The 23,789-nt window shown below is 70.8% G+C and carries 22 protein-coding genes and 1 pseudogene; 14 read left to right on the top strand and 9 right to left on the bottom strand.

Features of this window, described 5'->3' with window-relative positions:
- Positions 1–868 (bottom strand): Dyp-type peroxidase (locus BFF76_RS18645; RefSeq protein WP_065848665.1); only part of this gene is annotated, 868 nt, incomplete at its 3' end.
- A gap of 283 nt (positions 869–1,151) precedes the next feature.
- Between BFF76_RS18645 and BFF76_RS18650 the strand changes: the two genes are divergently transcribed.
- Both BFF76_RS18650 and BFF76_RS18655 read left to right on the top strand, forming a co-directional pair.
- The gene (locus BFF76_RS18650; RefSeq protein ID WP_031095223.1) at positions 1,152–1,526 is read left to right on the top strand and encodes a PadR family transcriptional regulator; all 375 of its coding nucleotides are present in this window, start codon (positions 1,152–1,154) and stop codon (positions 1,524–1,526) included.
- Positions 1,523–2,119 carry an HAAS signaling domain-containing protein gene (locus tag BFF76_RS18655; protein ID WP_053929825.1) on the top strand — a complete coding sequence of 199 codons (597 nt, stop codon included), beginning with the start codon at positions 1,523–1,525 and terminating at the stop codon, positions 2,117–2,119. The genes BFF76_RS18650 and BFF76_RS18655 overlap by 4 nt, the downstream gene beginning before the upstream one ends.
- A 94-nt stretch (positions 2,120–2,213) precedes the next feature.
- Here the strand turns inward: BFF76_RS18655 and gndA are convergent, their stop codons facing one another.
- The 6 genes and pseudogenes from gndA to BFF76_RS31460 all read right to left on the bottom strand — a co-directional run.
- Positions 2,214–3,653 (bottom strand): NADP-dependent phosphogluconate dehydrogenase, encoded by a 1,440-nt coding sequence (gene gndA, locus BFF76_RS18660; protein WP_031095225.1) that lies wholly within the window; start codon positions 3,651–3,653, stop codon positions 2,214–2,216.
- A 793-nt stretch (positions 3,654–4,446) separates the two neighbouring features.
- A complete protein-coding gene (locus BFF76_RS18665; RefSeq protein ID WP_031095226.1) occupies positions 4,447–5,034 on the bottom strand; it encodes a 3'-5' exonuclease in 588 nt (195 codons plus the stop codon).
- A 175-nt stretch (positions 5,035–5,209) separates the two neighbouring features.
- A complete protein-coding gene (locus BFF76_RS18670; RefSeq protein WP_065848666.1) occupies positions 5,210–5,692 on the bottom strand; it encodes a hypothetical protein in 483 nt (160 codons plus the stop codon).
- A 12-nt stretch (positions 5,693–5,704) separates the two neighbouring features.
- The gene (locus tag BFF76_RS18675; protein WP_031095228.1) at positions 5,705–6,073 is read right to left on the bottom strand and encodes an ArsR/SmtB family transcription factor; all 369 of its coding nucleotides are present in this window, start codon (positions 6,071–6,073) and stop codon (positions 5,705–5,707) included.
- Complete coding sequence (locus tag BFF76_RS18680; protein ID WP_065848667.1) at positions 6,070–6,516, bottom strand: SRPBCC domain-containing protein; 447 nt, start codon at positions 6,514–6,516, stop codon at positions 6,070–6,072. The genes BFF76_RS18675 and BFF76_RS18680 overlap by 4 nt, the downstream gene beginning before the upstream one ends.
- A gap of 256 nt (positions 6,517–6,772) precedes the next feature.
- A pseudogene (locus tag BFF76_RS31460) lies at positions 6,773–7,238 on the bottom strand (NAD(P)-binding domain-containing protein); the annotation flags it as partial.
- 282 nt (positions 7,239–7,520) lie between these two features.
- Here BFF76_RS31460 and BFF76_RS18690 point away from each other — a divergent pair.
- Positions 7,521–8,189 carry a HEAT repeat domain-containing protein gene (locus BFF76_RS18690; protein ID WP_065848687.1) on the top strand — a complete coding sequence of 223 codons (669 nt, stop codon included), beginning with the start codon at positions 7,521–7,523 and terminating at the stop codon, positions 8,187–8,189.
- 6 nt (positions 8,190–8,195) lie between these two features.
- Positions 8,196–9,200 (top strand): HEAT repeat domain-containing protein, encoded by a 1,005-nt coding sequence (locus BFF76_RS18695; RefSeq protein WP_065848669.1) that lies wholly within the window; start codon positions 8,196–8,198, stop codon positions 9,198–9,200.
- A 146-nt stretch (positions 9,201–9,346) separates the two neighbouring features.
- On the opposite strand, the gene BFF76_RS18700 is transcribed toward BFF76_RS18695, so the two are convergent.
- Both BFF76_RS18700 and BFF76_RS18705 read right to left on the bottom strand, forming a co-directional pair.
- Positions 9,347–11,179 carry an ABC transporter ATP-binding protein gene (locus BFF76_RS18700; RefSeq protein ID WP_065848670.1) on the bottom strand — a complete coding sequence of 611 codons (1,833 nt, stop codon included), beginning with the start codon at positions 11,177–11,179 and terminating at the stop codon, positions 9,347–9,349.
- A gap of 666 nt (positions 11,180–11,845) precedes the next feature.
- Entirely contained in the window at positions 11,846–12,307 is a 462-nt protein-coding gene (locus BFF76_RS18705) for a DUF5709 domain-containing protein (protein ID WP_031095239.1), read from the bottom strand.
- Between the two features lie 213 nt (positions 12,308–12,520).
- On the opposite strand from BFF76_RS18705, the gene BFF76_RS18710 reads away from it, so the two are divergent.
- The 10 genes from BFF76_RS18710 to BFF76_RS18755 are packed head-to-tail and all read left to right on the top strand — an operon-like array spanning position 12,521 to position 23,758.
- Entirely contained in the window at positions 12,521–13,777 is a 1,257-nt protein-coding gene (locus BFF76_RS18710) for an ATP-grasp domain-containing protein (protein WP_031095246.1), read from the top strand.
- Positions 13,774–14,613: a Rossmann-like domain-containing protein gene (locus BFF76_RS18715; protein WP_053929828.1), complete on the top strand. Its 840-nt coding sequence runs from the start codon at positions 13,774–13,776 to the stop codon at positions 14,611–14,613. The genes BFF76_RS18710 and BFF76_RS18715 overlap by 4 nt, the downstream gene beginning before the upstream one ends.
- Positions 14,610–15,695, top strand: coding sequence for a PLP-dependent cysteine synthase family protein (locus BFF76_RS18720; RefSeq protein ID WP_065848671.1), 1,086 nt, complete (start codon positions 14,610–14,612; stop codon positions 15,693–15,695). The genes BFF76_RS18715 and BFF76_RS18720 overlap by 4 nt, the downstream gene beginning before the upstream one ends.
- The gene (locus BFF76_RS18725) at positions 15,692–16,759 is read left to right on the top strand and encodes an enolase C-terminal domain-like protein (protein WP_031095253.1); all 1,068 of its coding nucleotides are present in this window, start codon (positions 15,692–15,694) and stop codon (positions 16,757–16,759) included. The genes BFF76_RS18720 and BFF76_RS18725 overlap by 4 nt, the downstream gene beginning before the upstream one ends.
- Positions 16,756–18,030, top strand: coding sequence for an MFS transporter (locus BFF76_RS18730; protein WP_053929830.1), 1,275 nt, complete (start codon positions 16,756–16,758; stop codon positions 18,028–18,030). Before BFF76_RS18725 ends, BFF76_RS18730 begins: the two co-directional genes overlap by 4 nt.
- Positions 18,027–18,866, top strand: a complete 840-nt coding sequence (locus BFF76_RS18735; RefSeq protein WP_031095264.1) for a class I SAM-dependent DNA methyltransferase — start codon at positions 18,027–18,029, stop codon at positions 18,864–18,866. Before BFF76_RS18730 ends, BFF76_RS18735 begins: the two co-directional genes overlap by 4 nt.
- Positions 18,863–20,458 (top strand): ABC transporter substrate-binding protein, encoded by a 1,596-nt coding sequence (locus tag BFF76_RS18740; protein WP_065848672.1) that lies wholly within the window; start codon positions 18,863–18,865, stop codon positions 20,456–20,458. The genes BFF76_RS18735 and BFF76_RS18740 overlap by 4 nt, the downstream gene beginning before the upstream one ends.
- On the top strand, positions 20,455–21,408 hold the full coding sequence (locus tag BFF76_RS18745; protein ID WP_065848673.1) for an ABC transporter permease: 954 nt from the start codon (positions 20,455–20,457) through the stop codon (positions 21,406–21,408). The genes BFF76_RS18740 and BFF76_RS18745 overlap by 4 nt, the downstream gene beginning before the upstream one ends.
- Entirely contained in the window at positions 21,405–22,214 is an 810-nt protein-coding gene (locus tag BFF76_RS18750; protein ID WP_065848674.1) for an ABC transporter permease, read from the top strand. The genes BFF76_RS18745 and BFF76_RS18750 overlap by 4 nt, the downstream gene beginning before the upstream one ends.
- On the top strand, positions 22,211–23,758 hold the full coding sequence (locus BFF76_RS18755; RefSeq protein ID WP_065848675.1) for an ABC transporter ATP-binding protein: 1,548 nt from the start codon (positions 22,211–22,213) through the stop codon (positions 23,756–23,758). The genes BFF76_RS18750 and BFF76_RS18755 overlap by 4 nt, the downstream gene beginning before the upstream one ends.
- Positions 23,759–23,789 lie beyond the last annotated feature (31 nt).

Consider the following 23,789-nt stretch of genomic DNA (forward strand, 5'->3'; position numbering starts at 1 on the left):
GAATGCGGTCGTGGGCGCCGGGCGGGCTGCCCAGGAACATGTTGCGGAGCATCTGCTCGGTGACCCCGGGGTCGGCCGCGTACCCGATGAAATACGTACCGAACTCCCCTTGTCCGAAGCTGCCGAAGGGCATGTTGGCGCGCAGGATGGCACGTTCGGTGCCGTCGTCCTCGGTGATGGTGTTCAGGGCGACATGCGAATCCGCCGGCTTGACGTCATCGGCAAGCTCGATGTCGGTGAACTTCGTACGGCCGATGATCCGTTCCTGCTGCTCGGTGCTCAGCCCGTTCCAGCCGGCCAGGTCGTGCAGGTACTTCTGCACGACGACGTAGCTGCCGCCCTCGAAGGCGGGGTCCTCCGGGCCGGCGATGGCCGCTGCTCTCGCGTCGTCGCCCACGGGGTTCTCCGTGCCGTCGACGAATCCGAGCAGATCCCGGTGGTCGAAGTAGCGGAAGCCGTGCACCTCGTCCACGACCTTCACCGCGCCGCCGAGCCGTCCGAGGAGCTGGGAGGCCCACTCGAAGCAGACGTCCATCTGTTCCGCGCGGACGTGGAACAGCAGATCGCCTGGTGTCGCCGGCGCGCGGTGGACGGGTCCCCGCAACTCCTGGAAGGGGTGCAGACGGGCCGGCCTGGGGCCCGCGAACAGCCGGTCCCAGGCCTCCGAGCCGAAGCCCGTTACGCACGCCAGTCCGGCGCTCGGCACCCGGAAGCCGATCGACCGCGCGAATGCCGAGAGATCGGGCAGCACCTCGCGAACAGCGGATTCGCCGCCCGGCTCGATGGTCGCGACCAGAACCACGGCGGCGCTGGTCAGCGGTGCTACGACCGGCTGGACCGCTACGGGTTCCGGTACGGCGTCGGGCATGGGCGCACTCCGTGGACGGTGGACGGGGCTCCCTGCCACTAATCCACACCGCGCTCCCGACCGCACGCCGGACCGGACCGGCCGGGCGACGTACGCCTCGTCAGCCGGCAGGGTCTCCGGCCTGTCGCCGCCCCAGAGATGTGGAAGGCACCGTCGCGGTCGGTACGAGGTATGCCGGCAGGTGTGCCTCCGAAGACGTCGCACCGCCGACCGGGCACGAGCTTGTCCAAGGATCGGCACCCCCCGTTCCCATTGACTTGCCCCACCAGGTATCTTGCATCACATGGAACCAGGTTTTCCGACCAAGCAGGCCCGGGCAGCGGCCCAGTTGCGCAAGGGTGTCCTGGAGTACTGCGTACTCGCCCTGATGCGGGACCGCCCCCGCTACGGCGTGGAACTCCTCCAGGCCCTGGAGGACTCCGGTGCCCTGGCCACCAGCCAGGGCACGGTCTACCCGCTGCTCTCCCGGCTGCGCCGCGACGACCTGGTCACCACCACCTGGCAGGAGTCCGTATCCGGGCCACCGCGTCGTTACTACGCGCTCACTGACAGCGGCCGGGCCGCACTGGACGAGTTCTCCCGCGTCTGGCCCGGCTTCCGTGACGCCGTGGACGCCTTCCTGACAGCCTCGCGCCCCTCCACAGGAGACCTCACATGAAGAACCTCGCCGACCCCGTGCGCAGCTACCTCTCGACCGTCGAGCGCGAGGCCTCGGCGCTCTCCGCCGACCGTCGCCAGGAACTCCTCGCCGACCTCGCCGAACACATCGAGGTGACGCGCGCCGAACGACCAGACGCCACGATCGGCGAGGTCCTGGCGGAGCTGGGAGACCCCCGCACGATCGCGGCAACGGCGCTGGACGAGGCGGGGAACGGTGCCGCCGGGGCCTCGGCCCGGGGCCGTGCGGACGCACCCGTGCGGCGCGGCAAGGTGCACCCCCTCGTTCCGCTCCTGATGCTCACCCTCTCGATGCCCTTCATGATGGTCTTCACCGCCGCCCCGGGCCAGCTCGTCGGCGTCCTGTTCCGTGTCACAGGCGCGGTACTCCTCTGCACCTCGGTGCACTGGACCACCGCCCGTAAGACCACCGGCGTCCTGCTCGCCGCCGTCCTGCCGAGCGTCGTCATCGGTACCTGGAACCTGTCCACCGGCGGCCCTGAGGCCGGTGCCCCGGCCCTCCTGGCCAACCTGGCGGTGCTCGCCCTCCTGACCGGCACGGCTGCATGGCTCTGGCGGGTCCGCCGCGCCTGAGCGCCGGCCCTCCTACTCGTCGACCCACTCCGCAGCGCGACCACAGACCGAGCCCGCGGCTTCAGGCTGAACCTGACGCTCCCGAGGCCGCGTCTCAGCTTTCGACCTCGGTTCCGTCGCCGCCCCAGAGGGTGTGGAAGGCGCCTTCGCGGTCGACGCGCCGGTAGGTGTGTGCGCCGAAGTAGTCGCGCTGTCCCTGGGTCAGGGCGGCGGGGAGGCGTTCGGCGCGCAGGGAGTCGTAGTAGGCGAGTGTTGCGGCGAAGGCCGGGGTGGGGACCCCTTGGGTGACGGCGGTGGTGATCACCGTGCGCCAGTCGTTCTGTGCGGCGGCGATCTCCTCGGCGAAGCTCTTGTCGGCGAGCAGGCTGGGGAGTTGGGGCTGTGCCTCGTAGGCCTGGGTGATGCGGTCGAGGAACGCGGCGCGGATGATGCATCCGCCACGCCAGATGGCGGCGACCTCGCCGAGGTCGATGTTCCAGTCGTATTGCTCGCTGCCGGCGGCGATCTGGTGGAAGCCCTGGGTGTAGGAGACGATCTTGGAGGCGTACAGGGCCTGCTCGACCTGGTCGGCGAAGGCTGCCGCCTCGTCCTTGCCCAGGGTGCTGGCCGTGGGGCCGGCCAGGTGGCGGGAGGCATCGCGGAGGGCGGCGTGTCCTGAGACGGACCGGGCGAAGACGGCCTCGGCGATGCCGGAGACGGGGACGCCCAGGTCGAGGGCGATCTGCACGGTCCAGCGGCCGGTGCCCTTCTGCTCGGCCTGGTCCAGGACGACGTCCACGAAGGGCTTGTCCGTGGCCGCGTCGGTGTGGGAGAGGACCTCGGCGGTGATCTCGATGAGGTAGGAGTCCAGGCGGCCGGCGTTCCAGGTGCGGAAGATGTCCGCGATCTCGGCGGGGGAGTAGCCCGCCACGTCACGCAGTAGCTGGTACGCCTCGCCGATCAGCTGCATATCCGCATATTCGATCCCGTTATGTACCATTTTGACGAAGTGGCCCGCTCCGTCCGGGCCGATGTGGGTGACGCAGGGGTCGCCGTCCTTGGCCTTCGCGGAGATTTTTTCCAGCATTGGGCCCAGGGAGGCGTAGGACTCCTTGCTGCCGCCTGGCATGATGCTGGGCCCGTTGAGGGCGCCCTCCTCGCCGCCGGAGACGCCGGTGCCGACGAAGTGGATGCCCTGGTCGCGCAGATCCTTCTCGCGGCGGCGGGTGTCGGCGAAGTGGGCGTTGCCGCCATCGATGATCATGTCGCCGGGTTCGAGGAGCGGGGCGAACTCCGCAATCACCGCGTCCGTCGGGTCGCCGGCCTTCACCATGACCACCAAGCGCCGAGGGCGCTCCAGTGCCGCGACGAAGTCCTCGGCGGACTCGGTGGCGACGAAGTCCCCCTCGTCGCCGAACTCCTCGACGAGGGCGCGTGTCTTCGCCGTGGTGCGGTTGTGGAGGGCCACGGTGTACCCGTTGCGGGCGAAGTTGCGGGCCAGGTTGCGGCCCATCACTGCGAGTCCGGTGACACCGATCTGGGCTGTGCTACTCATGATGACTCTGCCTTCGGTTGTGTCGTGTCCGGCGCATTGACGGACCTCCGTGCTGATAGCGGATTCGAGCCTACGACGCTCAGCCGATTGCGGCCTTTGGGGCCGCATTGGTGTCGGGGAGTTCCCCGGATGCCCCGTCCGGCTCTCAGTGAGGCTTTGGGTTGGTGAGGCCGAAGATGACGGGTAGACCGTTCCTCGGGCTGGTCGTACCGAAGGAGGCGTGACGTGGAGCGTCGCTGTGTTGGAGTCGCGGATGCCGCGATCCACCTCGGCATGACGGAACGCTGGATGTATCGAAGAGTCCCGACGGCACGGGATCCCCAGGTACTACTTCGGGGGAAGCTGAAGTTCTGCGTGGCTGACCTCGACCGCTGGGCGCAGCAGCAGAAGACAACGTGAAGGGCCGGGCAGATGACCGGCCCTCGTCATGCCCGCCCGTCAGAGTCCTTCGTTGAGCAGCCGGGCCGCTCGGCCGACCGAGGCAGGCTCGGCGAACCGGCCGCGAGCGTCCGCGTGCGGCGTGCAGCACCACCTGCGAGCGTATCCGCAGCCGGTGTTCAGTTTTTTGACCGTAGGCCATCTTCTTCAGTCGTTCGCGCTCAGCAGCGCGCAGGGTTATCGGCCGGGCGGCGGCAACGGGCAAGGCAGACAGGCCGATCGGGAGAAGTGGATCACGACAGGCTGTAGCCTGCCGTATCCGGGGGGCGGCCTGTCGGGCACGATTGGCACCATGCCCTCGCTCCCGGAACACACACCCCTCCCTTGAAGCACGCCTCGACGAGCGGGCGCGAGGCTAGACGAATGTGGCCGTGACCGGCCATGCCCCGCGGCCCAACAGATCGAGGACGAGTGCGGCGATGTTCCACGCGTCGTCCTCTCCGCGGTGATGGCGTCCCTCGAGCGGCAGTCCGGCTATCTGTAGAGCGTGGTCCATGCCGGGTTTCTTGCGCAGCCCGTAAGCCGCGGTGAATACGGCCTTGGCGTTGATGTGGGTGCGCTCAGTTGGATAGCCGAACGGGTAGGCCACCCCGTCGGCCTGACTCTGCCGAGCGAATTGCCGACGGTCGTACTCGCCCCAGCTCGCCCAGGGGCGCTCCCCGGCCTCGTACTCCTCGAAGAGGATCCGGCAGGCCTCGGCGAAGGAGACGCCCCGTTCCACCTCAGCTTGCGTCAGTCCGGTCAGTTCAGTGCAGAAGTCGCTCACCTTCGACCGGACAGGGCGGACCAAGACACGATGCCGGGACATGCGGCGCCCTGCCGACACGTCCACGACGGTGAGACCAATCTCGATGATCTCGTTCACAGAGTCGGGCGGCGGCTGCCCATTCCAGCAGGTGGCTTCCACATCAATGACGTTCAGCAGAGCGGATTTGTGGCGCATGGGGCCGAGGGTAGGGATGCCCGCCCGGTTCCGGCACCTCAATTTCGGCATGTCCACACGCGTCGACATGTGCGTGCAGGGCGCCGTGCGCCGGCGGAGCGGCCCGGTCCACGCAGTCGGCCCTCAAGAGCAGACCGGGGGACCGGGTGCCCGATGTTCGACTCAGGCGCCGCCTTCAGGCGTGCCCAGGGACGGCGACGCGAAGATCGAGGAGCTGTTGGGTATGCACGGGCACATGGTCTTCGGCGAGGCCGTCTATGAGGCTTGTCAGCGTAATCGGCTGGTCCAGCACGAGTGCGTCATTGGAAAGGAGGAGCGACGGCACCAGAACCGAGGCGGCTTCCTCGTTGAGTTGATCGGCGATGTCGCACAGGACGGTGGCCTGGCTCCGGACATGATCAATCAGGTCCGCCCGACCTGAGTGCTCGGTGATGATCCGGTCAAGATTCCAGGTGTCGAGGGAGATCCGGTTGTCGAAGGTGGGCCGTGAGCCGGCGACGACGCCCAGAGCAACCGCTGCGATCGAGGCGTCGACGCTGAGGAGATGGGCCAGTATCTGGTCGGCGTTCCATCCTCCATCGTCCGCGTCGCCGAGGTCGGGGATGGCCGCCGCATCGAGCAACCTGTCGTAGGCGCTGCGAAGTACTGTCGTGTCCATAGCGTGCTTCCTTCATTCGGGGCGTGTCGAACTCGAGTCCCGCTCCGCTGCCTCAGCGACGCGTTTGATGTTCGCCAACCGCCGGTCCCAGTAGGCCGCGAGCGAGGCCATCCACCGTGCCGTCGTGTCCAGCGCCGCGGGCCGCACTGCATACCGCACCTCACGTCCGACCCGGCCGCCGGAAACCAGCCCGGCGGCCTCCAGGACGGCGAGGTGCTTGACCACCGCCTGCCGCGAGACGGGAAGTCGTTCGGCGAGCGTCGTGGCAGTGGCCTCGCCCTGTGCGGCGAGCAGGTCAAGCAGTTGACGTCGCGTCGGGTCGGCCAGCGCACCGAGGACGCTGTCGACGACCTCGGCGGCGCCGGGACGTTCTTCCGTCACGTGGAGGGCTGTTCGGCGCGTGTCTTGAGCGCGTCGAGCTCCAGGGGCCAGCCTTCCGTGTGGTCCTTCAGGTTCTGACTGCGCAGCTCCTCGGACCCGGCCAGCGCCGCGAACCCGCTCTCGACGACGCGCAGCCGCGTCTGCTCGCCTTCCGGGGTCAACGTGAACTCCACGAGCGTGCTGTTGTCCTCGCGCAGCTCTTCTCCGGGGAACGCGCTGGTCCAGCGGTACGCCAGGTACGTGGGCGGCTCGACCTTCTCCACACGCACCGGGAAGTCGCCGTGCTCGGCGTTCTTCGCCATCATCGACTCGCCTTCCTTGGCCACGGTGCCGGGCAGGCTCGCCTTGTCGGCCACCCAGAACCCGGGTTGGGCCACCAGCGACCAGACCCGCTCCAGGGGTGCTGCGATCAGGGTTTCGCGTTCGATCCGGTCCTCGCTCATGGGGGACTCCTTCACCGTCATCATCGGATGCAACCCCAGAGTTGCACTTCGACCGCCTAGGCGCAACCCGAGGGTTGCGCCTAGGCGGTCATCGTTGGTTGGTGATGATGGAGAGGGACTGAGTGAGGGCCGTGAGGCTGCTCAAAGACCGTAATGATCGCGTCCCACCAGCGGTCGGCACACCTGCGCACCTCGGCCACGAAACCAACCGCCGCGTCAACCCCCGAAGGGCTTCCGGAGCCGACCACTAAGCGACGTTGTGCGTCATTTTCACGAAGTGCCCGGCGCCGTCAGGTCCGATATGCGTGACGCACGGGGAGTCGTCCCTGGCCTTCGCGGAGATCTTCTCCAGCATCGGCCCGAGTGAGTCGTAGGATTCCTTGCTGCCGCCAGGCATGATGCTCGGTCCGTTGAGCGCGCCTTCTTCGCCCCCGGAGCTCCCGTTCCCGACGAAGTGGATGTCCCGTTCCCGCATGGCCTTCTCGCGGCGCCGGGTGTCCTCGAAGTGGGCGTTGCCGCCGTCGATGAGGACGTCGCCGTCCTCCAGCAGAGCGGCGAGCTCCTCGGCGGTCTCCGCGGGGACGAAGTCGCCCCCTCGCCGTGCGCGTCGACGAGCGCCCGGGTGCGTGCCACGGTGCGGTTGTGGACGGCGACGGTGTGGCCGTTACGGGCGAAGTTGCGGGCGAGATTGCTGCCCATGACGGCGAGTCCGGGACGCCGATCTGTGAGGTGGCTTCGGACGAGGGGTGGTTGTCATGCGGTGGTCCGCTCCTGTGCGATCGACGAGCTCTTGCGCCGGGAGAGCCCGCGCCGGGGACGGACGGGCGGCGCCCGGGCCGGTATCCGTACGCAGCCCGGTCACGTTCGCATGCCCGGACCGGGTGGGGCCGATGCGCGAGGGAGGCGTGCGGGGGCGTGTCACGGATTCGGACAGGGCCGCCGTGGCCTCCGCTTGACCTTGACACGGTGACAAGGTCTTCACTGTGGCCGAGGAGGTGCTGCCGATGACCATGCCGGAGCAGGACACGGAAACGATACGAGTTCTTCGGGGGCTGGAGGACGGCCGTGCGTCGGTGCGGCTGCGGACGGCGCTGGCGGTCGGTGCGACCCCCGGCCCGCATTTCGTCGACAAGCTCATCGAGCGGTGCGCGATCGAACCCGAGTTCTACGTACGCGAGATGCTCACCTGGGCGCTCACCCGTCACTCGGCGTCAATGACGGTCCCGGAGCTCATGGAGCAGATCCGCTCGGAGCGTGCACAGGCGCGAAGCCAGGCGTTGCACACGCTGTCCAAGATCGGGGACAGGCAAGCGTGGCCTGCGATCACACGGGCGCTTCTGTCCGACCCCGACGACGAGGTGGCGCGGAGCGCGTGGCGGGCAGCGGTCGTGCTCGTGCCCGATGGTCAGGAGCACGAGTTGGCCGCAGTACTGTCGGGACAGTTCGGGCGCGGCGAACGAGAGACGCAGCTGAGTCTGAGCAGGGCGCTGATCGCGCTCGGTGAGGTGATCCTGCCGTTCCTGCAGGCGGCGACGACGGATCCCGACCGTCGTGTGCGGGCGCACGCCATCGCTACGGAGAGGCTGCTGGCCGACCCGGATGCCGGATTCGAATTCGCGATCGAGGAGGCGAAGCGTGTCGTGGTCCTCGGCCCCACGAGCCAGGACGGGTGACAGGCAGTGTTGATCGGTGACGTGGCACGACGCTCCGGGGTCAGCGCCCGCATGCTCAGGCATTACGAATCGCTCGGTCTGGTAAGTCCGACGGGTCGTACCGACTCCGGCTATCGCCGGTACTCGGGCGAGGACATCCGGCGGATCTTCCACATAGAGAGCCTGCGGTCACTGGGGCTGTCGCTGCGTGACGTGGGGCGGGCGCTCGATGATCCGGGCTTCACGCCCACGGAGCTCGTAGACGACCTCATCCGCCGGACGCGGGATCGCATTGCGGGTGAGACGGAGTTGCTCACGCGACTCCGTCGGATCGGTGATGCGGAACCCGCCGGCTGGGAGGACGTCCTGAGGACCGTCGCACTGCTCCAGGCGCTGGGGTCGAACAGCGCCGGAACGCGCCAGCGAGCGGCCCTGTCGTCGGTCGACGAGGACACGGTGCCGGTGGAGGCGCTGGTCGAGGCAACGCTGAGCGAGACCGACCCCAACGTCGCAGGAGCCCTTCGATGGGCTCTGGCGCAATCGGGTGGCGGTGGCTCGGCTCTGCTGGCTGAGGGCCTCGGCTCGCCGGCGGCCGAGGTGCGCAGACGAGCCGTCCGGTCCATCGCCGAGATGCCCGACGACGATGCGACCGCACTGCTCCGGGGTGCCCTCACGAACCCCGACACCGTGGTCCGCAGATACGCGGCACTGGCGCTCGGGGCACGCGGAGTGGCCGACGCGGTCCCGACGCTCATCGGCATGGTCGCCGAGGAGACGAACGACGTCGACGCGGCCGATGCACTGAGCGTGCTGGCCAGTTGCCCCGCCTCGGCCGATCGGATCGCTGCCGGGCTCGTCGACCGCCTCGCCGACGGCGGTGTCGCCCCCTCCGCACGTCGACGGCTGGCAGAGGCGCTCGCGGACATCCCGGGAAGCACAGCGGCACGTGCGCTCGCGGAACTGTCGGATGACGACGACCGTGCCGTCGCGCTCACCGCCTCCTACGTTCTCGGGATGCGCGACGCACGCTGACCGACCGTTCCCGCGGGCCTGCGGTGCCGTGGGCCGGGCTCGCGGGGTGGTCGTGGGCCGTACGGACGGCGTGGGCCGTACGGAGGGCGTGGCGTCGGCCGCCCGCGGGCCCCCGACGCGCCGCGCGCGCCGAGGGACCACGTACTTCACCGCGCCTGTTCGGCCTGGGTGGCTGCTCCTCCATCCACGGTGTCGACGAGGAAGCCGCCGGACTGGTGGTGCCAGAGCTTGGCGTAGGCGCCGTCGGTGTGCAGGAGTTGCTGATGCGTGCCCTGCTCGACGATGCGGCCGTGGTCGAGGACGATGAGGTGGTCCATCGCCGCGACCGTACTCAGACGGTGCGCGACGACCAGAGCCGTCCGGCCTTCCATCAGCTGCCACAGCGCCTGCTGGACGAGGGTCTCGCTCTCGGAGTCGAGTGCGCTCGTCGCCTCGTCCAGCAGCAGCACCGGCGCGTCGCGCAGGATCGCCCTGGCGAGGGCGACACGCTGGCGCTGGCCACCGGAGAGCTTGACGCCGCGCTCGCCGACCATCGTGTCGAAGCCGGCGGGGAGTTCGTCGGCGAACTCGGTCACATGGGCCGCGTCGGCGGCGGCGCGGATCTCGGCGTCGGTGGCTCCCGGGCGGGCGAAGAGGATGTTCTCGCGAAGCGTCCTGTGGAACATGGCCGGTTCCTGCGGGACGTACGCGATCAGGTTCCGCAGATCGGACTGGCGCATACGGCTGATGTCCTGACCCCCGATCAGGATGCGGCCCGACTGCACGTCGGCCATCCGCAGCAGGAGCCTGGTGAACGTCGTCTTGCCGCCGCCCGACCGTCCGACGAGGCCGAGCCTCGTCCCGCTCGGCACATCCAGGTCGAGCCCTTCGAAGATCGGCCGGCTCCCGTCGTGAGCGAAGGTGACGTGGTCGAAGCGGACGGCGGCGGATTCGTGGCGCAGCGGCTCGGGCATCGGTGGGTCGAGCACGGTGGGAGGATCGAGGAGCAGCTCGGTGAACTGGGCGGCCTCGGTCATCGAGCTTTCGAGACGGCGGTAGATCTGGTTGAACTCGAACATGATGCGGGTCGAACCGGTGTAGTACGTGAACGCGACCACGATCGCCTCGACGCTGCCCCCACCCGCGCCGAACGACACCGCGAGGAGCAGGCCGAGGCCGTTGGTCAGTACGGACATGGGTGCGACGAGCGTGTCGATGCGCAGGTTGCCGTAATCCCACGAGCGCAGCGTCAGCCGTCGTGACTCCGCGACCCGGGACCGGTGCTCGGCGGCCTCCCGCTCCTCGGCTGCGAACGCGCGCACGGTGTCCATGTTCATCAGGGCGTCGGACACATGCCCCGAGACCCGGGCGATCGCTTCCTCGCGTTCGTTGACCAGTTGCTGGCGGCGGCGAATGAGAGGAACGGCGCACACGGCGGTCAGGGTGATCATCGTCAGCAGGCCGACGACCAGCAGCGGGTCGTAGTGCCACAGGATCACCGTGCCGAACAGCAGCGGGGCGACGCTGCCCACGACGTTGAAGGTGAGCGTGTCGACGAACTCCTCGAAGCGGGAGGCGAAACTCAGCACGCGCTTGGTCAGAGAACCGGCGAAGTTGTCCTGGTAGAAGGAGGCGTCCTTGGCGAACAGCGCGTCCATGCCGGTGATGTACAGGTGCTCGATGCCCCGGGCGTCGACACGGTTGAGGCAGTGCACTCCCACCCGCCACGAGGTCTCCGCCAGCAGCAGTACCGCGGTGAACAAACCGACGTAGGGGAGCGCTTCGCGTAAGCCCAGGGACCCGTCCTCCGCGATCCTGCCCACCAGCTTGGCGACGACCAGCGGCGCGATGTAGGTGATTCCGATGTTGCCGAGGGCGGGGAGCAGGAGTGCCGGAGCCGACAGCCTGCCCTGGCGTGACAGTTCCTTCAGATAGTGACGGAGTGCGAGCCGGACCGGGCCCCTGGCCGGTCCGGTGCCTTGAGAGTGCTGCGATCCCATGCCGACCTCATGTCGTTGCGCGGGCAGTTGCCCCGGGCCGAGCCTCGGTGGTGGTCTCCGCCGGAGGGCGCAGCACAGCACCGGGCACCATCACTGGCCGTGCGTCCACGGCAAGGGGTCCGGTGGAGGAAGTCTTCCGTGGCCGTGCGGCCCGCGTCCAAGCGTTTTCGGGGCCAACGGCAGTGCGCCGGTGTGTTTCGGCCTCGCCGCCCGGGCCGTGCCGCACCATCCGGCGCGCGGCGTCGGTACGTCGGCGTGCACGCGTCCCGGAGTGCGACGGCCTGCGCCGTGCAGTACCGCGCATGAGTGGGCGCCCTGCTGATTCGGCCGGGGCCCAGAGGTTCAGCGGCAGAGCCTGCTCCCGGACGGGGTCGCCGAAACAGTTGCCCGAAGTCGTCGCGGGTCCCAGGGGCGGGCGCATCGATTCCCCCGAGGTTGTGGACAGCGATGTCGATGCCGCAGTCCGGCCCGTGAAGTTCTCCGACATGATGAGACCGCCAAGCTGCTCCAGGACCGTGGACCGGCCCCGCTTCACCCGACGGTCGACCTTCCGGTACGGGGAAAGCCAAATCCTGCCGCGCCGACGGTGCACCGAAAGAACCGGTGTGCGCGTCGCAGGCGGCGGGCCTGGACGGAGTCACCGCCTCGGCCCAGGCGCCGCGGTTGCTAGCCGAACAGGTCCTCCTCCTCGGGGATCAGATGCATGGCGGCTTCCTCCGCGGACGCCGCCGCGCCGTCGATTCCCACATCCTGCGCGGTGAGCGTGGAAGGCACGTGCCCGTCGCCCTCCTGCGTGAGCCTGCCCGCGCGGTCCGTTCCCACTTCCGTGTCGTAGAGCTCCCCGTCGCCGTCCGCCAGATCGCCTGGGCCGTCCTGGGCGGGGTCGGAGCTCTCGGGCACCTCCCTGGTCAGGCGCCTGTCGAGGGACTCACCCGTGTGCTGTTCGGAGGCCGTGGTGCCTTCGTCGTCGACCGCCCAGGGGCGGTCCGGCGGGGAGTAGCCCTCATCCAGGACGTCGGCGATCCCGGACGTATCGAGGGTGTCCTCGAGGTCCAGCAGGTCATCGGGGTCGGAGGCCTCCGGCTCCTGCGGCTGGTAGACGTCGTCCCCCCGGTCGCTGTCGCTCATGGCATGCCCCTTCCTCCGGGTCCCCCTCTACGCAATTCCACTCCGGTCCGGCGAGGGGCGCAACGGAAGACGGTTCCAGGAGGCGATGACACCGCATCAGATGACAATGAAAACGATTATCGATAACGTGTGTGCGGTCGGGCCGGAAAGCCCCTGCCCGGGGTGACCTCTGTCTGCCCGCAAGCCCAACCGCACTGTGAAAAGGGGGAGTTCGTGGCTCATCTGTTGGTGGTCGAGAGCTGGGTCGGATCGATGAGCAGGCTGCTGCCGCAGGCCCTGGAGGAGGGTGGGCACCACTTCACGTTCCTCACCCGCGACCTGCACCACTACCTCAGGTCGGCGCCTGAGGGAACGGGGCACCCGCTGCTCACTGCACGTAACGTCATCACGGCGCCTACCAATGACACCGACTCACTGCTTCCGCAGGTAGAGCGGCTGCATGATGCCATGCACTTCGACGGAGTGGTCACGTCCTGTGACTACTATCTGCCGACCGCGGCCCGGATCGCCACCCTGCTGGGCCTGCCCGGAGCCTCGGCCGCGGCCATGGAGAACGCCTGCCGCAAGGACGCCACCCGCCGCGTTCTGGCCGCCGCCGGCGTCCCCGGCCCCCGCTTCGCGGTGTGCGCGGACGGGGCGGAGGCAGCCGTCGCAGCCCGGGACATCGGATATCCGCTGGTTGTCAAGCCGGTGGATCTCTGCGCGGGCATGTTCGTACGCCGGGTCGATGACGCGGAACAGCTGGCCGGCGCCTGCCGGGCACTGGCGGCCTCCCCGGTCAACGCCAGAGGGCAGCGGCGGGCGCCCCACATCCTGATCGAGGAGTTCCTCCGCGGCCCCGAGGTGAGCGTCGAGACCGTGACGTACCGGGGCGTCACCCACGTCGTCGGAGTGACGGACAAGAGCGTCGGCGGGGCCCCGGCCTTCGTCGAGACCGGCCACATGTTCCCCGCCGACCTCGGCCCCGCCGACCTCGCCGCCGCGACCGGCACCGCTGTGCGAGCCGGGGCGGCGCTGGGACTCGACGACGTGGTGGCGCACACCGAGATCAAACTGACGGCCGACGGCCCCCGGGTCGTGGAGGTGAACCCCCGCCCAGCGGGCAATCGCATCACCGAACTGGTCCGCCGTGTCACCGGGATCGACCTGGCCGCCGCCTGCGTCGATGTGGCGCTCGGCCGCGAACCAGACCTCCACCGCCGCGACACAGGACTGCGCAGCGCGGCCATCGGATTCCTGGTCCCCGACAGCGCGGGCACACTCACGTCCGTCGAGGGCGTCGAGGGTGTGCGGGGCGCCGACGGCGTACTGGAGCTCCAGATCGCCGAGGCGGGCCGCGCCGTGCGGGCGGCGGACAGCAACAACGCGTATCTCGGACACATCATGGCGGGCGACGCCACCGGGCTCGGCGCCCGGCAGCGCGTCGAGACCCTCCTCGCGGGCGTGCGCCCCCTGCTGGTGCGCTCATGACCACGGTCTCGCGCGCCTCCGCCCCGTGCTTCGACGCCCTCCTAGGCCGCGCCCTCCGTGGCGAACTCGGCCCCGACCCACTCACCCGACGTATCGCCGTGGCCTTCACGACATCCCAGGCCGTACGGCACGACGGCCGGCACGGCGGCTACCGCAACGAGGTCCTCAGCCTCCGCCTCGACCGTGCCGTCGGCTCCTGTGCGGTCGAACCGGGCGCGCTCCCCGCCGGAACCGTCGAGGACTGCGCCGGTGCGGATGTGGCCGCGCTCCTCGCCCACCCGCTGCTGCCGGTACGGGTCGCGGCACTGGACGCCTATCTGGGAGACGTCATGCCGCACGTCCCGGCCCACGGTGCGGAGCCGGTGACCGTCCCCGCCGGAAGCTCGCTGGAGCGGTCGCGGGCACGGGCCGCCGCCGTCGTCGACCTGCTGGACGTGTCACCCGGCGGCACCGTCCTGGTCGTCGGCGTCGTCAACTCCCTGCTGGCCGAGCTGCGTCTGCGCGGGCTCACCGGAATCCCCTGCGACCTCAAGGGCGGCACCACCGAGTGGGGCGAGCCCATCGGCACGGACGCCCTCGGGGAGGTCGGTCGCTGCGACGCGGTGCTGGCATCCGGGATGACGCTCGGCAACGGGACCTTCGACCCGCTGCGCCGTAGCGCCCGGGAGCACCGCAAGCCACTGGTCATGTTCGCCCAGACCGGAAGCGCGGTCCTGCCCCGCTTCCTGGACGCCGGAGTGGCAGCGGTGTGCGCGGAGCCGTACCCCTTCTTCTGGCTCGACGGCGGCCCCGGCACCATCCACCGCTACCGCGCGGACGACGGAGGCACCTCGTGACCACGGCATCCCTGCCCGCCCTCGCGCCCAACCGCGAGCTCCTCGCCCTCATCGGCCGTACCCCGCTGGCCAGGATCACCACCCGACTGCCGACTGAACACCCGGGGTTCTGGGCCAAGCTCGAAGGACACGCCGTCGGCGGCATGAAGGCACGGGCCGCCGTCTCCATGCTCCTCGGTGCCGAGGAACGAGGCGAGCTGCTCCCCGGCGTACCGGTCGTGGAATCGACCTCCGGCACCCTCGGCATCGGTCTCGCCTTCGCCGGACAGGCACTCGGACATCCCGTGGTGCTCGTCGGCGACAGCGAAATGGAACCCTCCATGCGGCAGTTGCTCCGCTCGTACGGTGCACGTCTCGAACTCGTGGACCGCCCCGCCGCACGCGGCGGCTGGCAGGGCGCCCGCCTGGAGAGGCTGCACGACCTGCTCGCCCGGCTGCCCGGCGCCTACTGGCCCGACCAGTACAACAACCCGGACAACACCGCTGGTTACGCCTCCCTCGCGGCCGAGCTGGCGACCCAGCTCGACCACCTCGACATCCTCGTCTGCAGCGTCGGCACCGGAGGCCACAGCGCCGGGATCGCCGGGCCGCTGCGCAGGCACTGGCCCGGCCTGCGCCTCGTCGCCGTCGACTCCACCGGATCCACCATCTTCGGCCAGGCCGCCGCGCCCCGGCTGATGCGCGGTCTCGGCAGCAGCATCCACCCGCGCAACGTCGCGTACGACGCCTTCGACGAGGTCCACTGGATCGGCCCCGTCGAGGCCGCCGACGCCTGCCGGCGGCTCGCCCGGGGCAACTTCGTCAGCGGCGGATGGAGCACCGGCGCCGTCGCCCGGGTCGCCGCCTGGGCCGCCCGCACCCACCCCGGTGCAGCCGTCGCCACCGTCTTCCCCGACGGACCCCACCGCTACCTCGGCACCGTCTACGACGACGACTTCATGACCGCCCACCACCTGGACCCCGGCCTCGCAGCCGGCCGTCCCGTCGACGTCCCGCACCCCCGCGCCCCACAGACCGGGGGATGGACCAGGTGCACCACCGTCACCGATCCGCTCGCCGAACGACTCGAGAAGCAACCGTGAAACTCACCCAGCACACCGTGCGGCTCGCCCTGGCCGAGCCCCTGCGCATCTCGCGATCGACCATGACGGCCCGCGACGCGGTGCGCCTCACCGTCGAGCACGCGGGGCTCAGCGGCCACGGAGAGGCCGTCACCAGCGTCTACTACGGACTCGACACACCCACCCTGCGACGCCTCGCCGCCCTTGCCGGCGAGCGGCTCACCCGCTTCGCCGAACCGGAATCCGCGCTGCACGCCCTGCGCGTCGGCGAACTCCTTCCGCCCGGCACCCCGGCGGCCGTGACAGCGGCAACCGAGGCGGCACTCCTCGACCTCGTCGGAAAACGCACCGCCACCGCGGTCCACCGCTTCCTCGGAGCTCCCGCGGCACCGAGGGCCGCCACGGCCCGCACTATCTCCCTCGTCTCCCCGGGGCGGGCGGCCGCCCAGGCCCGCGCTCTGGCCGAGGCGGGATTCACCGTCATCAAGATCAAGGCCGGCGACCGGGACCAGGACGCCGATCTGGACCGGGTGCGCTCCGTCCGCGCCGCGGCCCCGGCCGCAAGGCTCCTCCTCGATCCCAACGGGGCCTGGTCGGCGGCACAGGCACGTCTGCTCCTGCCCCGGTTCGCCGGGCTCGGCATCGAAGCCGTGGAACAGCCCATCGCCCCCGGCGACCCGGAAGCCCTCGCGCGGCTCGCCGCCCACTCGCCCGTGCCGGTCATCGCGGACGAGGACGCGGTCACCTACGAGGACGCGCGACGGCTTGCCGGACGCGTCCACGGCATCAACGTCAAACTGGCCAAATGCGGCGGAGTGCACGCCGCCCTCCGCATCGCCGCCCTGATCGAGGGCAGTGGCACAGACCTGATGCTCGGCTGCCTGACCGCCAGCACCCTCGGTATCGCACCCGCCGTCCACATCGCCGACCGCGCCCGGTGGACCGACCTCGACGGGCATCTCCTGCTCGCCCACGACCCCTGGACCGGAATCGGCGGCGACGACGGATTCGTCGGCCCCGACGGGTCCCCGGGGCTCGGCGTACGGCCCCGCGCCACAGCCGGGGTCCGGAGCGCCGCCTCATGAGGACCTGGCACGAGATCCGCGGATTCCCGCTCGCCGTCCGCCTGCTGCTGGTCAACCAACTCGGCGTCAACACAGGCTTCTACCTGCTCATCCCCTACCTCGCCACCCACCTCGGCGACAACCTGGGTATGTCGGCGGCCGTCGTCGGCATCGTCCTCGGCGTACGCAACCTGAGCCAGCAGGGCCTCTTCCTCATAGGCGGATCCGCCGCCGACCGGCTCGGCGCCCGAGGCGTCATCATCGCCGGCTGCGCGATACGCACCGCCGGCTTCGCCCTCTTCGCACTCGGCGACGGACTGCCCGTCCTGCTCGCCGCCTCCGTACTCAGCGGAGTGGCCGGCGCCCTGTTCAACCCCGCCGTCCGCACCTACCTCGCGCAGGAGGCGGGGGAGCGCAAGGCGGAGGCCTTCGCCCTCTTCAACGTCTTCGCGACCACCGGGGCCCTCATCGGCCCTCTCCTGGGCAGCGCCCTGCTGCTCGTCGACTTCCGGGCCTCCGCGCTCACCGCCGCCGCAATCTTCGCCCTGCTCACCGTCGCCCAGGCCCTCGTGCTGCCCGCCCGGCCCGTGCCACCGGCCACGAGCAGCGTCACCGCCGACTGGCGCGAAGCAGTCGGCAACCGCGCCTTCCTCGCCTTCGCCCTGGCCATGGTCGGCATGTTCACCTTGGAGAACCAGCTCTATCTGCTGCTGCCCGCCGGGGCCCGGCAGGCCACCGGCTGGGACGGCGCCGCCGGACTCGTCTTCCTCGTGGGGACGATCGCGGGCATCGCCTTCCAGCTGCGGATCACCCGCGCGCTCAAGGGCCGCGGGGGCCGGGGACGCTGGATCGCCACCGGACTGGTGCTGATGGGGCTCGCCTTCGTGCCGCCCATGCTCGTCGCGGGCACGGACACACCTCCGGACGGCGCCCTGGACGCCACCCTGCGCGCCCTGCCCGTGCTGGTGGGGGCGCTGCTGCTGCACCTGGGCGTCATGACCGCGCAGCCCTTCGTCATGGAGCTGATCCCGGCCTTCGGCAGGCAGGCGCTCACGGGGACGTACTTCGGAATCTTCTACGCCGTGTCCGGCATCGCCGCGGCCGTGGGGAACGCGGCTGTCGGCCGGGCCATGGACGCCGCCCGGCAAGGCGGGGACGGCAGTGGGGCCGCGCTGCTGCCCTGGGCCTGCTGCGTCGCCGCCGGCCTCGCCTCGGCGGCCGCCGTCACCTGGCTGCACCGCACCGGCACCCTGCCCCGGACACAGCCCGCCCCCGTGGCGGTGACGGCGTGAAGCACCGTACGGGCAACCTGCTCACCGACCGCCCGGAACTCTACGAGGCCAGATTCCCCGACCCCGGGCGCCTCGCCGGGCGCTGGGCGGAGGACGTCCTGCGACGGTACGGCGCCGGCCCGGCCGTCCTCGACCTGGGCTGCGGGACCGGCCGCGACGCCGCCTGTCTCCAGGACGCCGGGCGGCGTGTCACCGCCGCCGACCTCTCCGGCGCCATGCTCGCCCACGCCCGCGCCCAGCACCCGGGGCCGGTGTACGTACAGGCCGATCTCAGCCGGTTCGATTTCGGCCACCGGGCCTTCGACGCCGTGGTGTGCCTGGACAGCTCACTGCTGTACTGCCACACGAACGAGCAGCTCGACGGCTTCCTGACCTCATGCCGCCGCACGCTGGTGCCCGGCGGCCTGCTGGTCGCGGAGATGCGCAACGGCGCGTACTTCCTCGGCCGGGACGAGCCTCCCCGCATCCCCGCCGTCTCCCGCTTCACCTGGCAGGGCACGACGTACCGCTCGACCACCGCGCTACGCGTGGACCGGGCCGCCCAACTCCTGCGGCGCACCCGGCGCTGGACCGCCGACGACGGGAGCCCGCCCGTCGAGGAGCACTCCGCGTGGCGGCTGCTCCTGCCCCAGGAACTACGCCACTTCCTCACCGTCCACGGCTTCGACGTCCTCGCCCTGCACGACGGCCCCGGACCACGCACCGAACCGGTCTGGCAGCCGGGAGCCGAACCAGGGGCCGCCGCCGACGGCGACCGGCTCCACCTGATCGCCCGTAAGCCGGTCGGGGACTCCGCCGGCCACTCAGCCCACCCAGCAACAGGAGAACAGCCATGACCGCATCTGCCGACAGACAGACACGCTTCCCCGGCCTGCGCAGGCGCGGCTTCCTCGCCGCCGCGGGGGGAGCCGCCGGCCTCGGCGCGCTCACGCTCGCCGGATGCTCCGGGACCGCCGACACGGGCGCCGCGACCGGCAAGGGGGACGGCACGCCCCGGCGCGGCGGACGGGTACGCGCCGCCTTCGCCGGCGGCGGCGCGAGCGAAACCCTCGACCCGCACCTGGGCAATCTCTTCGCCGACGCCGCCCGCAGCAAGGCGATCTTCGACAAGCTCGCGGACTACGGGGCCGACCTGTCCGCGGTGCCGCGCCTGGCCGCGAAATGGGAGCCCAACGCCGGCCTGGACCGCTGGACCGTCACCCTGCGGCAGGCGGAGTTCCACGACGGGAAGCCGGTGACCGCCACCGACGTCCTGTACAGCTACCGCCGCATCGCCGACCCCGACAAGGCCTACCGCGCCCGCGCGTCCCTGGAACCCATCGACCTGAAGGCCAGCCGCGCGACGGGGGAGCGGAGCATCGAGTTCGTGCTCAAGCGGCCGACGGCCGAATTCCCCAACGTGATGGCCGCCTTCGGCACCTACATCGTCCAGGACGGCGCGGCGGAGTTCGACCGCGCCCCGATCGGCTCGGGCCCTTTCCGGTTCGTCTCCTTCACCCCCGGGCGCTCCACCGTCCTGCGGCGCAACGACACCCACTGGGACGGCGCCCCGCACCTGGACGAACTCGAGTTCCTCGTCGCCAACGAGGAGTCCGCCCGGATCAACGCCCTCCTCGGCGGTCAGGTCGAATACGCCCACGAGCTCAACCCCGCCACCGGACGCGCCCACGAGAAGGCGGGCGGCATCGAGATCGTCCGGCTGCGGAACAGCGCCATGCAGGCCTTCGCCATGAAGACCGACCGCCCGCCCTTCGACGACCCCAGGGTCCGCCAGGCCTTCTTCCTCATCGCCGACCGTGAGGAGCTGGTGAACGGGGCCCTCTCGGGCGCCGGAGAGACCGGCAACGACCTCTTCGGCAAGGGATACGAGTACTACGCGGACGAACTCCCCCAGCGCGAACAGGACATCGACCGGGCCCGCCACCTCCTGAAGCAGGCAGGTGCCGAAGGTCTGAAGGTCACCCTCGACACCTCCGCCGTCGCCGCCGGCTTCACCGAGGCCGCCGGGATCTTCCGCGACCAGGCGGCTCGGGCCGGAGTCACCGTCGACGTGCGGATGGGCAGCAAGGACTCCTACTGGAAGGACATCCTCGACTCCGGCACCCTGTGCTGCTACCGCTCGGGAGCCATGCCCATCGAGTCCCACATCTCCCAGCGACTGCTCACGGACTCCACCACCAACGCCACCAAGTGGCAGGACAAGAACTTCGACGCCCTCTACCAGCAGGCCCAGTCCACCCGGGACAGGACGGCACGGGCCGCGCTCTACGGGCGGATGCAGCGACAGCTGCACTCCGAAGGAGGCTTCCTCGTCTGGGGCTTCGGCGACTGGATCCTGGGCACCGCACGTTCCCTGCGGGGCGTCGCCCGTGAAGCACCCGCCAACACCCTGGACTGGGCGCGCTTCGACAAGGTCTGGCTGGCGTGAACGGACTGCGTTCCTGGATCGCCCGGCGGCTCCTCCTCGGCGCCGTGCAGACCGCGGCCGTCGTGCTGCTGGTCTTCGCGCTCACCGAGGCGCTGCCGGGCGACGCCGCGGTGGCCTTCGCCGGGGACCAGCCCGACCCGGAGCGGATCGCCGCCGTTCGCGAGGCGATGGGGCTCGACCGTCCGGCACACGAGCGACTGGCCGACTGGGTCACGGGCCTGCTCCACGGCGACTTCGGCACCTCGCTCACCTCCGGGCGGCCCGTGTCCGGATTCCTTGCCGACGGCTTCGGCCCCACCCTGCTCCTCGCCACGCTCACGGTCCTGCTCCTGGTCCCGGTGGGGGTGGGCCTCGGTGTCCTCGCCGCCCGCCACGAAGGGCGCTTCACCGACCGGCTCATCAGCTCCGCGACCCTCGGCGTCTACGCCGTACCCGAATTCGCCCTGGGAGTCCTGCTGGTGAGCGTCTTCGCCCTGCGGCTCGGCTGGCTCCCGCCGACCGCCGTCGGCTACGGCACCGGGCTGCTCGAGCATCCATCCGTGCTCGTCCTGCCCGTCCTGGTGCTGCTCGCCCGTCCCGTCTGCTCCCTGGCCCGACTGGTCAGGGCCGGCATGATCGAGGCGCTCGCCGCCCCCTACACCGCCCATGCGGAGCGGTACGGGATCTCCGGGGCCCGCATCCGCTACACACACGCCCTGCCCAACGCCCTCGCCCCCGCCACCCAGCAACTCGCCCGCACCATCGACTGGCTGCTGTGCGGCGTCATCGTCGTGGAGGCCCTCTACGTGATCCCCGGACTCGGTACCGTCCTCATGAACGCGGTCGCCGACCGCGACATCCCCGTCGTACAGGGACTCGCGGTGGTCTTCGGTCTCGCCACCGTCGTGCTCAACCTCGGCGCCGACCTCGTCACACACCGGCTCGCCCCACGCTCGGCGGTGGCGGCGTGAAACGGCTCCGCCGGTACGGCCCCGGAGTGGCCGTGGCCGCGATCCCGCTCGGCCTCGCCCTCGTCGGGCCGTTCCTCGTGGGGGAACCCCCGGCCCGCGCCGCCTCCTTCACCCTCGGCGGCGGCCACCGGCTCGGCACGGACTTCGTCGGCCGGGACGTCGTGCACCAGGTGCTGCTCGGCGGGCGGCCCGTGGTCCTCGTCGCGCTTGCGGCAACGGCGCTGGCGTACCTCGTCGCCCTGCCGATCGGACTGATCAGCGCGCTCACCCACCGAAGGTGGCTGGAGGAAGTGCTGATGCGTCCACCGGACGTGCTCCTCGCCGTTCCCTCGCTGCTCATGATCCTGCTGGTCGCCGCCGCCTTCCCTCCCGGAGCGGCGGGGCTCGCCCTCCTGGTGGCCTTCGTCTCGATCCCGGACGCGGCCCGGATCGTACGCGCGGCCGCAGCGGAGGCGGCCTCCCGGCCCGCCGTGGAGGCGCTGCGGATGCAGGGGGAGAGCTGGTGGCGCCTCGCCGTGGGATACGTGGGCCGGTCCATCCTGCGCACCCTGGCAGCCGACGCCGGCATCCGGCTCACCGGCGTGCTCTACCTGGTGGCCACCGCGGCCTTCCTGGGCATCGGGGTCGCCCCGGACGCCGCCGACTGGGCCGTGATGGTCGACCGTAACCGCACCGGGCTGCTCATCCAGCCCTGGGCGGTCGTCGTACCCGCCCTGCTGATCGTCGCGCTCACCATGGGCGCCAACCTGCTCGTCGACGCCGCGATGGAGAGCCGCGGACCGTCCCGCAAGGGCCGTCGCCCATGAAGGAGAACCCCGTGATCGTCACCGTCACCGGGCTGACCGTCGAGGTCGAGGGGCGGACGCTCGTCGACCGGGTCTCGCTGAGGATCCGGCCCGGCACCGTCACCGCCCTGGTCGGCGCGTCCGGCAGCGGCAAGACCACGACCGGCCTCGCCCTGCTCGGCGAATACCCCCCGGGTGCACGTGTGACGGGCGACGTGGCCGTGCACGGAACCCGGATCGGCTACGTCCCCCAGCATCCCGCAGCCGTGCTCAACCCCGCCCGCCGCACCGGGGCACTCCTGCTCGATCTGGCGCGGCAGCAAGTTCGGGACCTGCCCCGCTCACAGCGTCGTACCGCTGCCCGGCTGCGTGTCACGGCGGCACTCGCCGATGCCCAACTCGACGATGCGGAAGAGGTGCTGAGCCGCTACCCGCACCAGCTCTCCGGCGGCCAGCAGCAACGCGTGGTCCTGGCACAGGCGCTGCTCCTCGGCGCCCGAGTCGTCATCGCGGACGAACCCACCACCGGACAGGACGCCCTGACCAAACGTCGCATCGTCGACCAGCTGGCTCAGGTGGCGGGCCGGGGCATCGCCGTGCTGCTGCTCAGCCACGACCTCGACGTCGTACGCGAACTGGCCGACGAGGTAGTGGTGCTGCGCGGCGGCCGGGTGGTGGAGCAGGGCCCGGGCCACCGGATCCTCGATGCCCCCGCACACCCGTGGACCAAGGAGCTTCTCGCCGAGCCGAGGGCCCTGCCGTACGCCGACCCCGAGCACGCCGGCGCGGAAATACTGACCGTCAGCGGGCTCACCGCCCGGCACCGGACCGGCGGAGCCCGCGTGCCGGTGCTGAGCGTGGACCGGCTCACTCTCCGCAGTGGCGAATGCCTCGCCGTCGTCGGACGCTCGGGCAGCGGCAAGACCACCCTCGCCCGCTGCCTCGCCGGCCTCCACCGCGACCACACCGGCCAGATCCTGCTCGACGGCGAGCCGCTGCCGCGCAGCCTGCGCGACCGCAGCCGCGAGCAGCTCGCCGCCGTGCAGTACGTCTTCCAGGACGCGCGCGCCGCCTTCGACGAACACCGGCCGGTCCTGGACCAGGTGGCGCGTACGGCGGTACGCCTTCACGGTGCCGGATCCCAGGAGGCGACGGCGGAGGCCCGGCGGGTGCTGACGGACCTGGGACTGGACGACAGCCTCGTCCGCAGGCTGCCGGGCCGGCTGTCCGGCGGCGAACTCCAGCGCGCGGCCCTCGCCAGAGCGCTCCTCGCGCGGCCGCGGGTGCTGGTCTGCGACGAGATCACCTCGGGGCTGGACCCGGTGACCCGGCGCTCCCTGCTGGACCTGCTCGCGACCCTGGTCCGCCGGAAGGACGGTCCGGGCGTCGTGCTCATCACCCACGACCTCGACACAGCGGCACCGGCCACCCGCGTGGCCGTGCTGGACGGCGGGGAGGTGGTCGAGGAGGGCCCCGCGGAGCAGATCCTGACCGCCCCCCGGCACCCGTTCACGGTCTCGCTGCTCGGTGCGTCGGACAGGTGGGGAGCCGCCGTACGCCCCTGAAGCGGAATCCGGGCCACCCGTCCGGACGTAC

This window comes from Streptomyces mutomycini, from assembly GCF_001700505.1.
GTDB lineage: Bacteria > Actinomycetota > Actinomycetes > Streptomycetales > Streptomycetaceae > Streptomyces > Streptomyces mutomycini.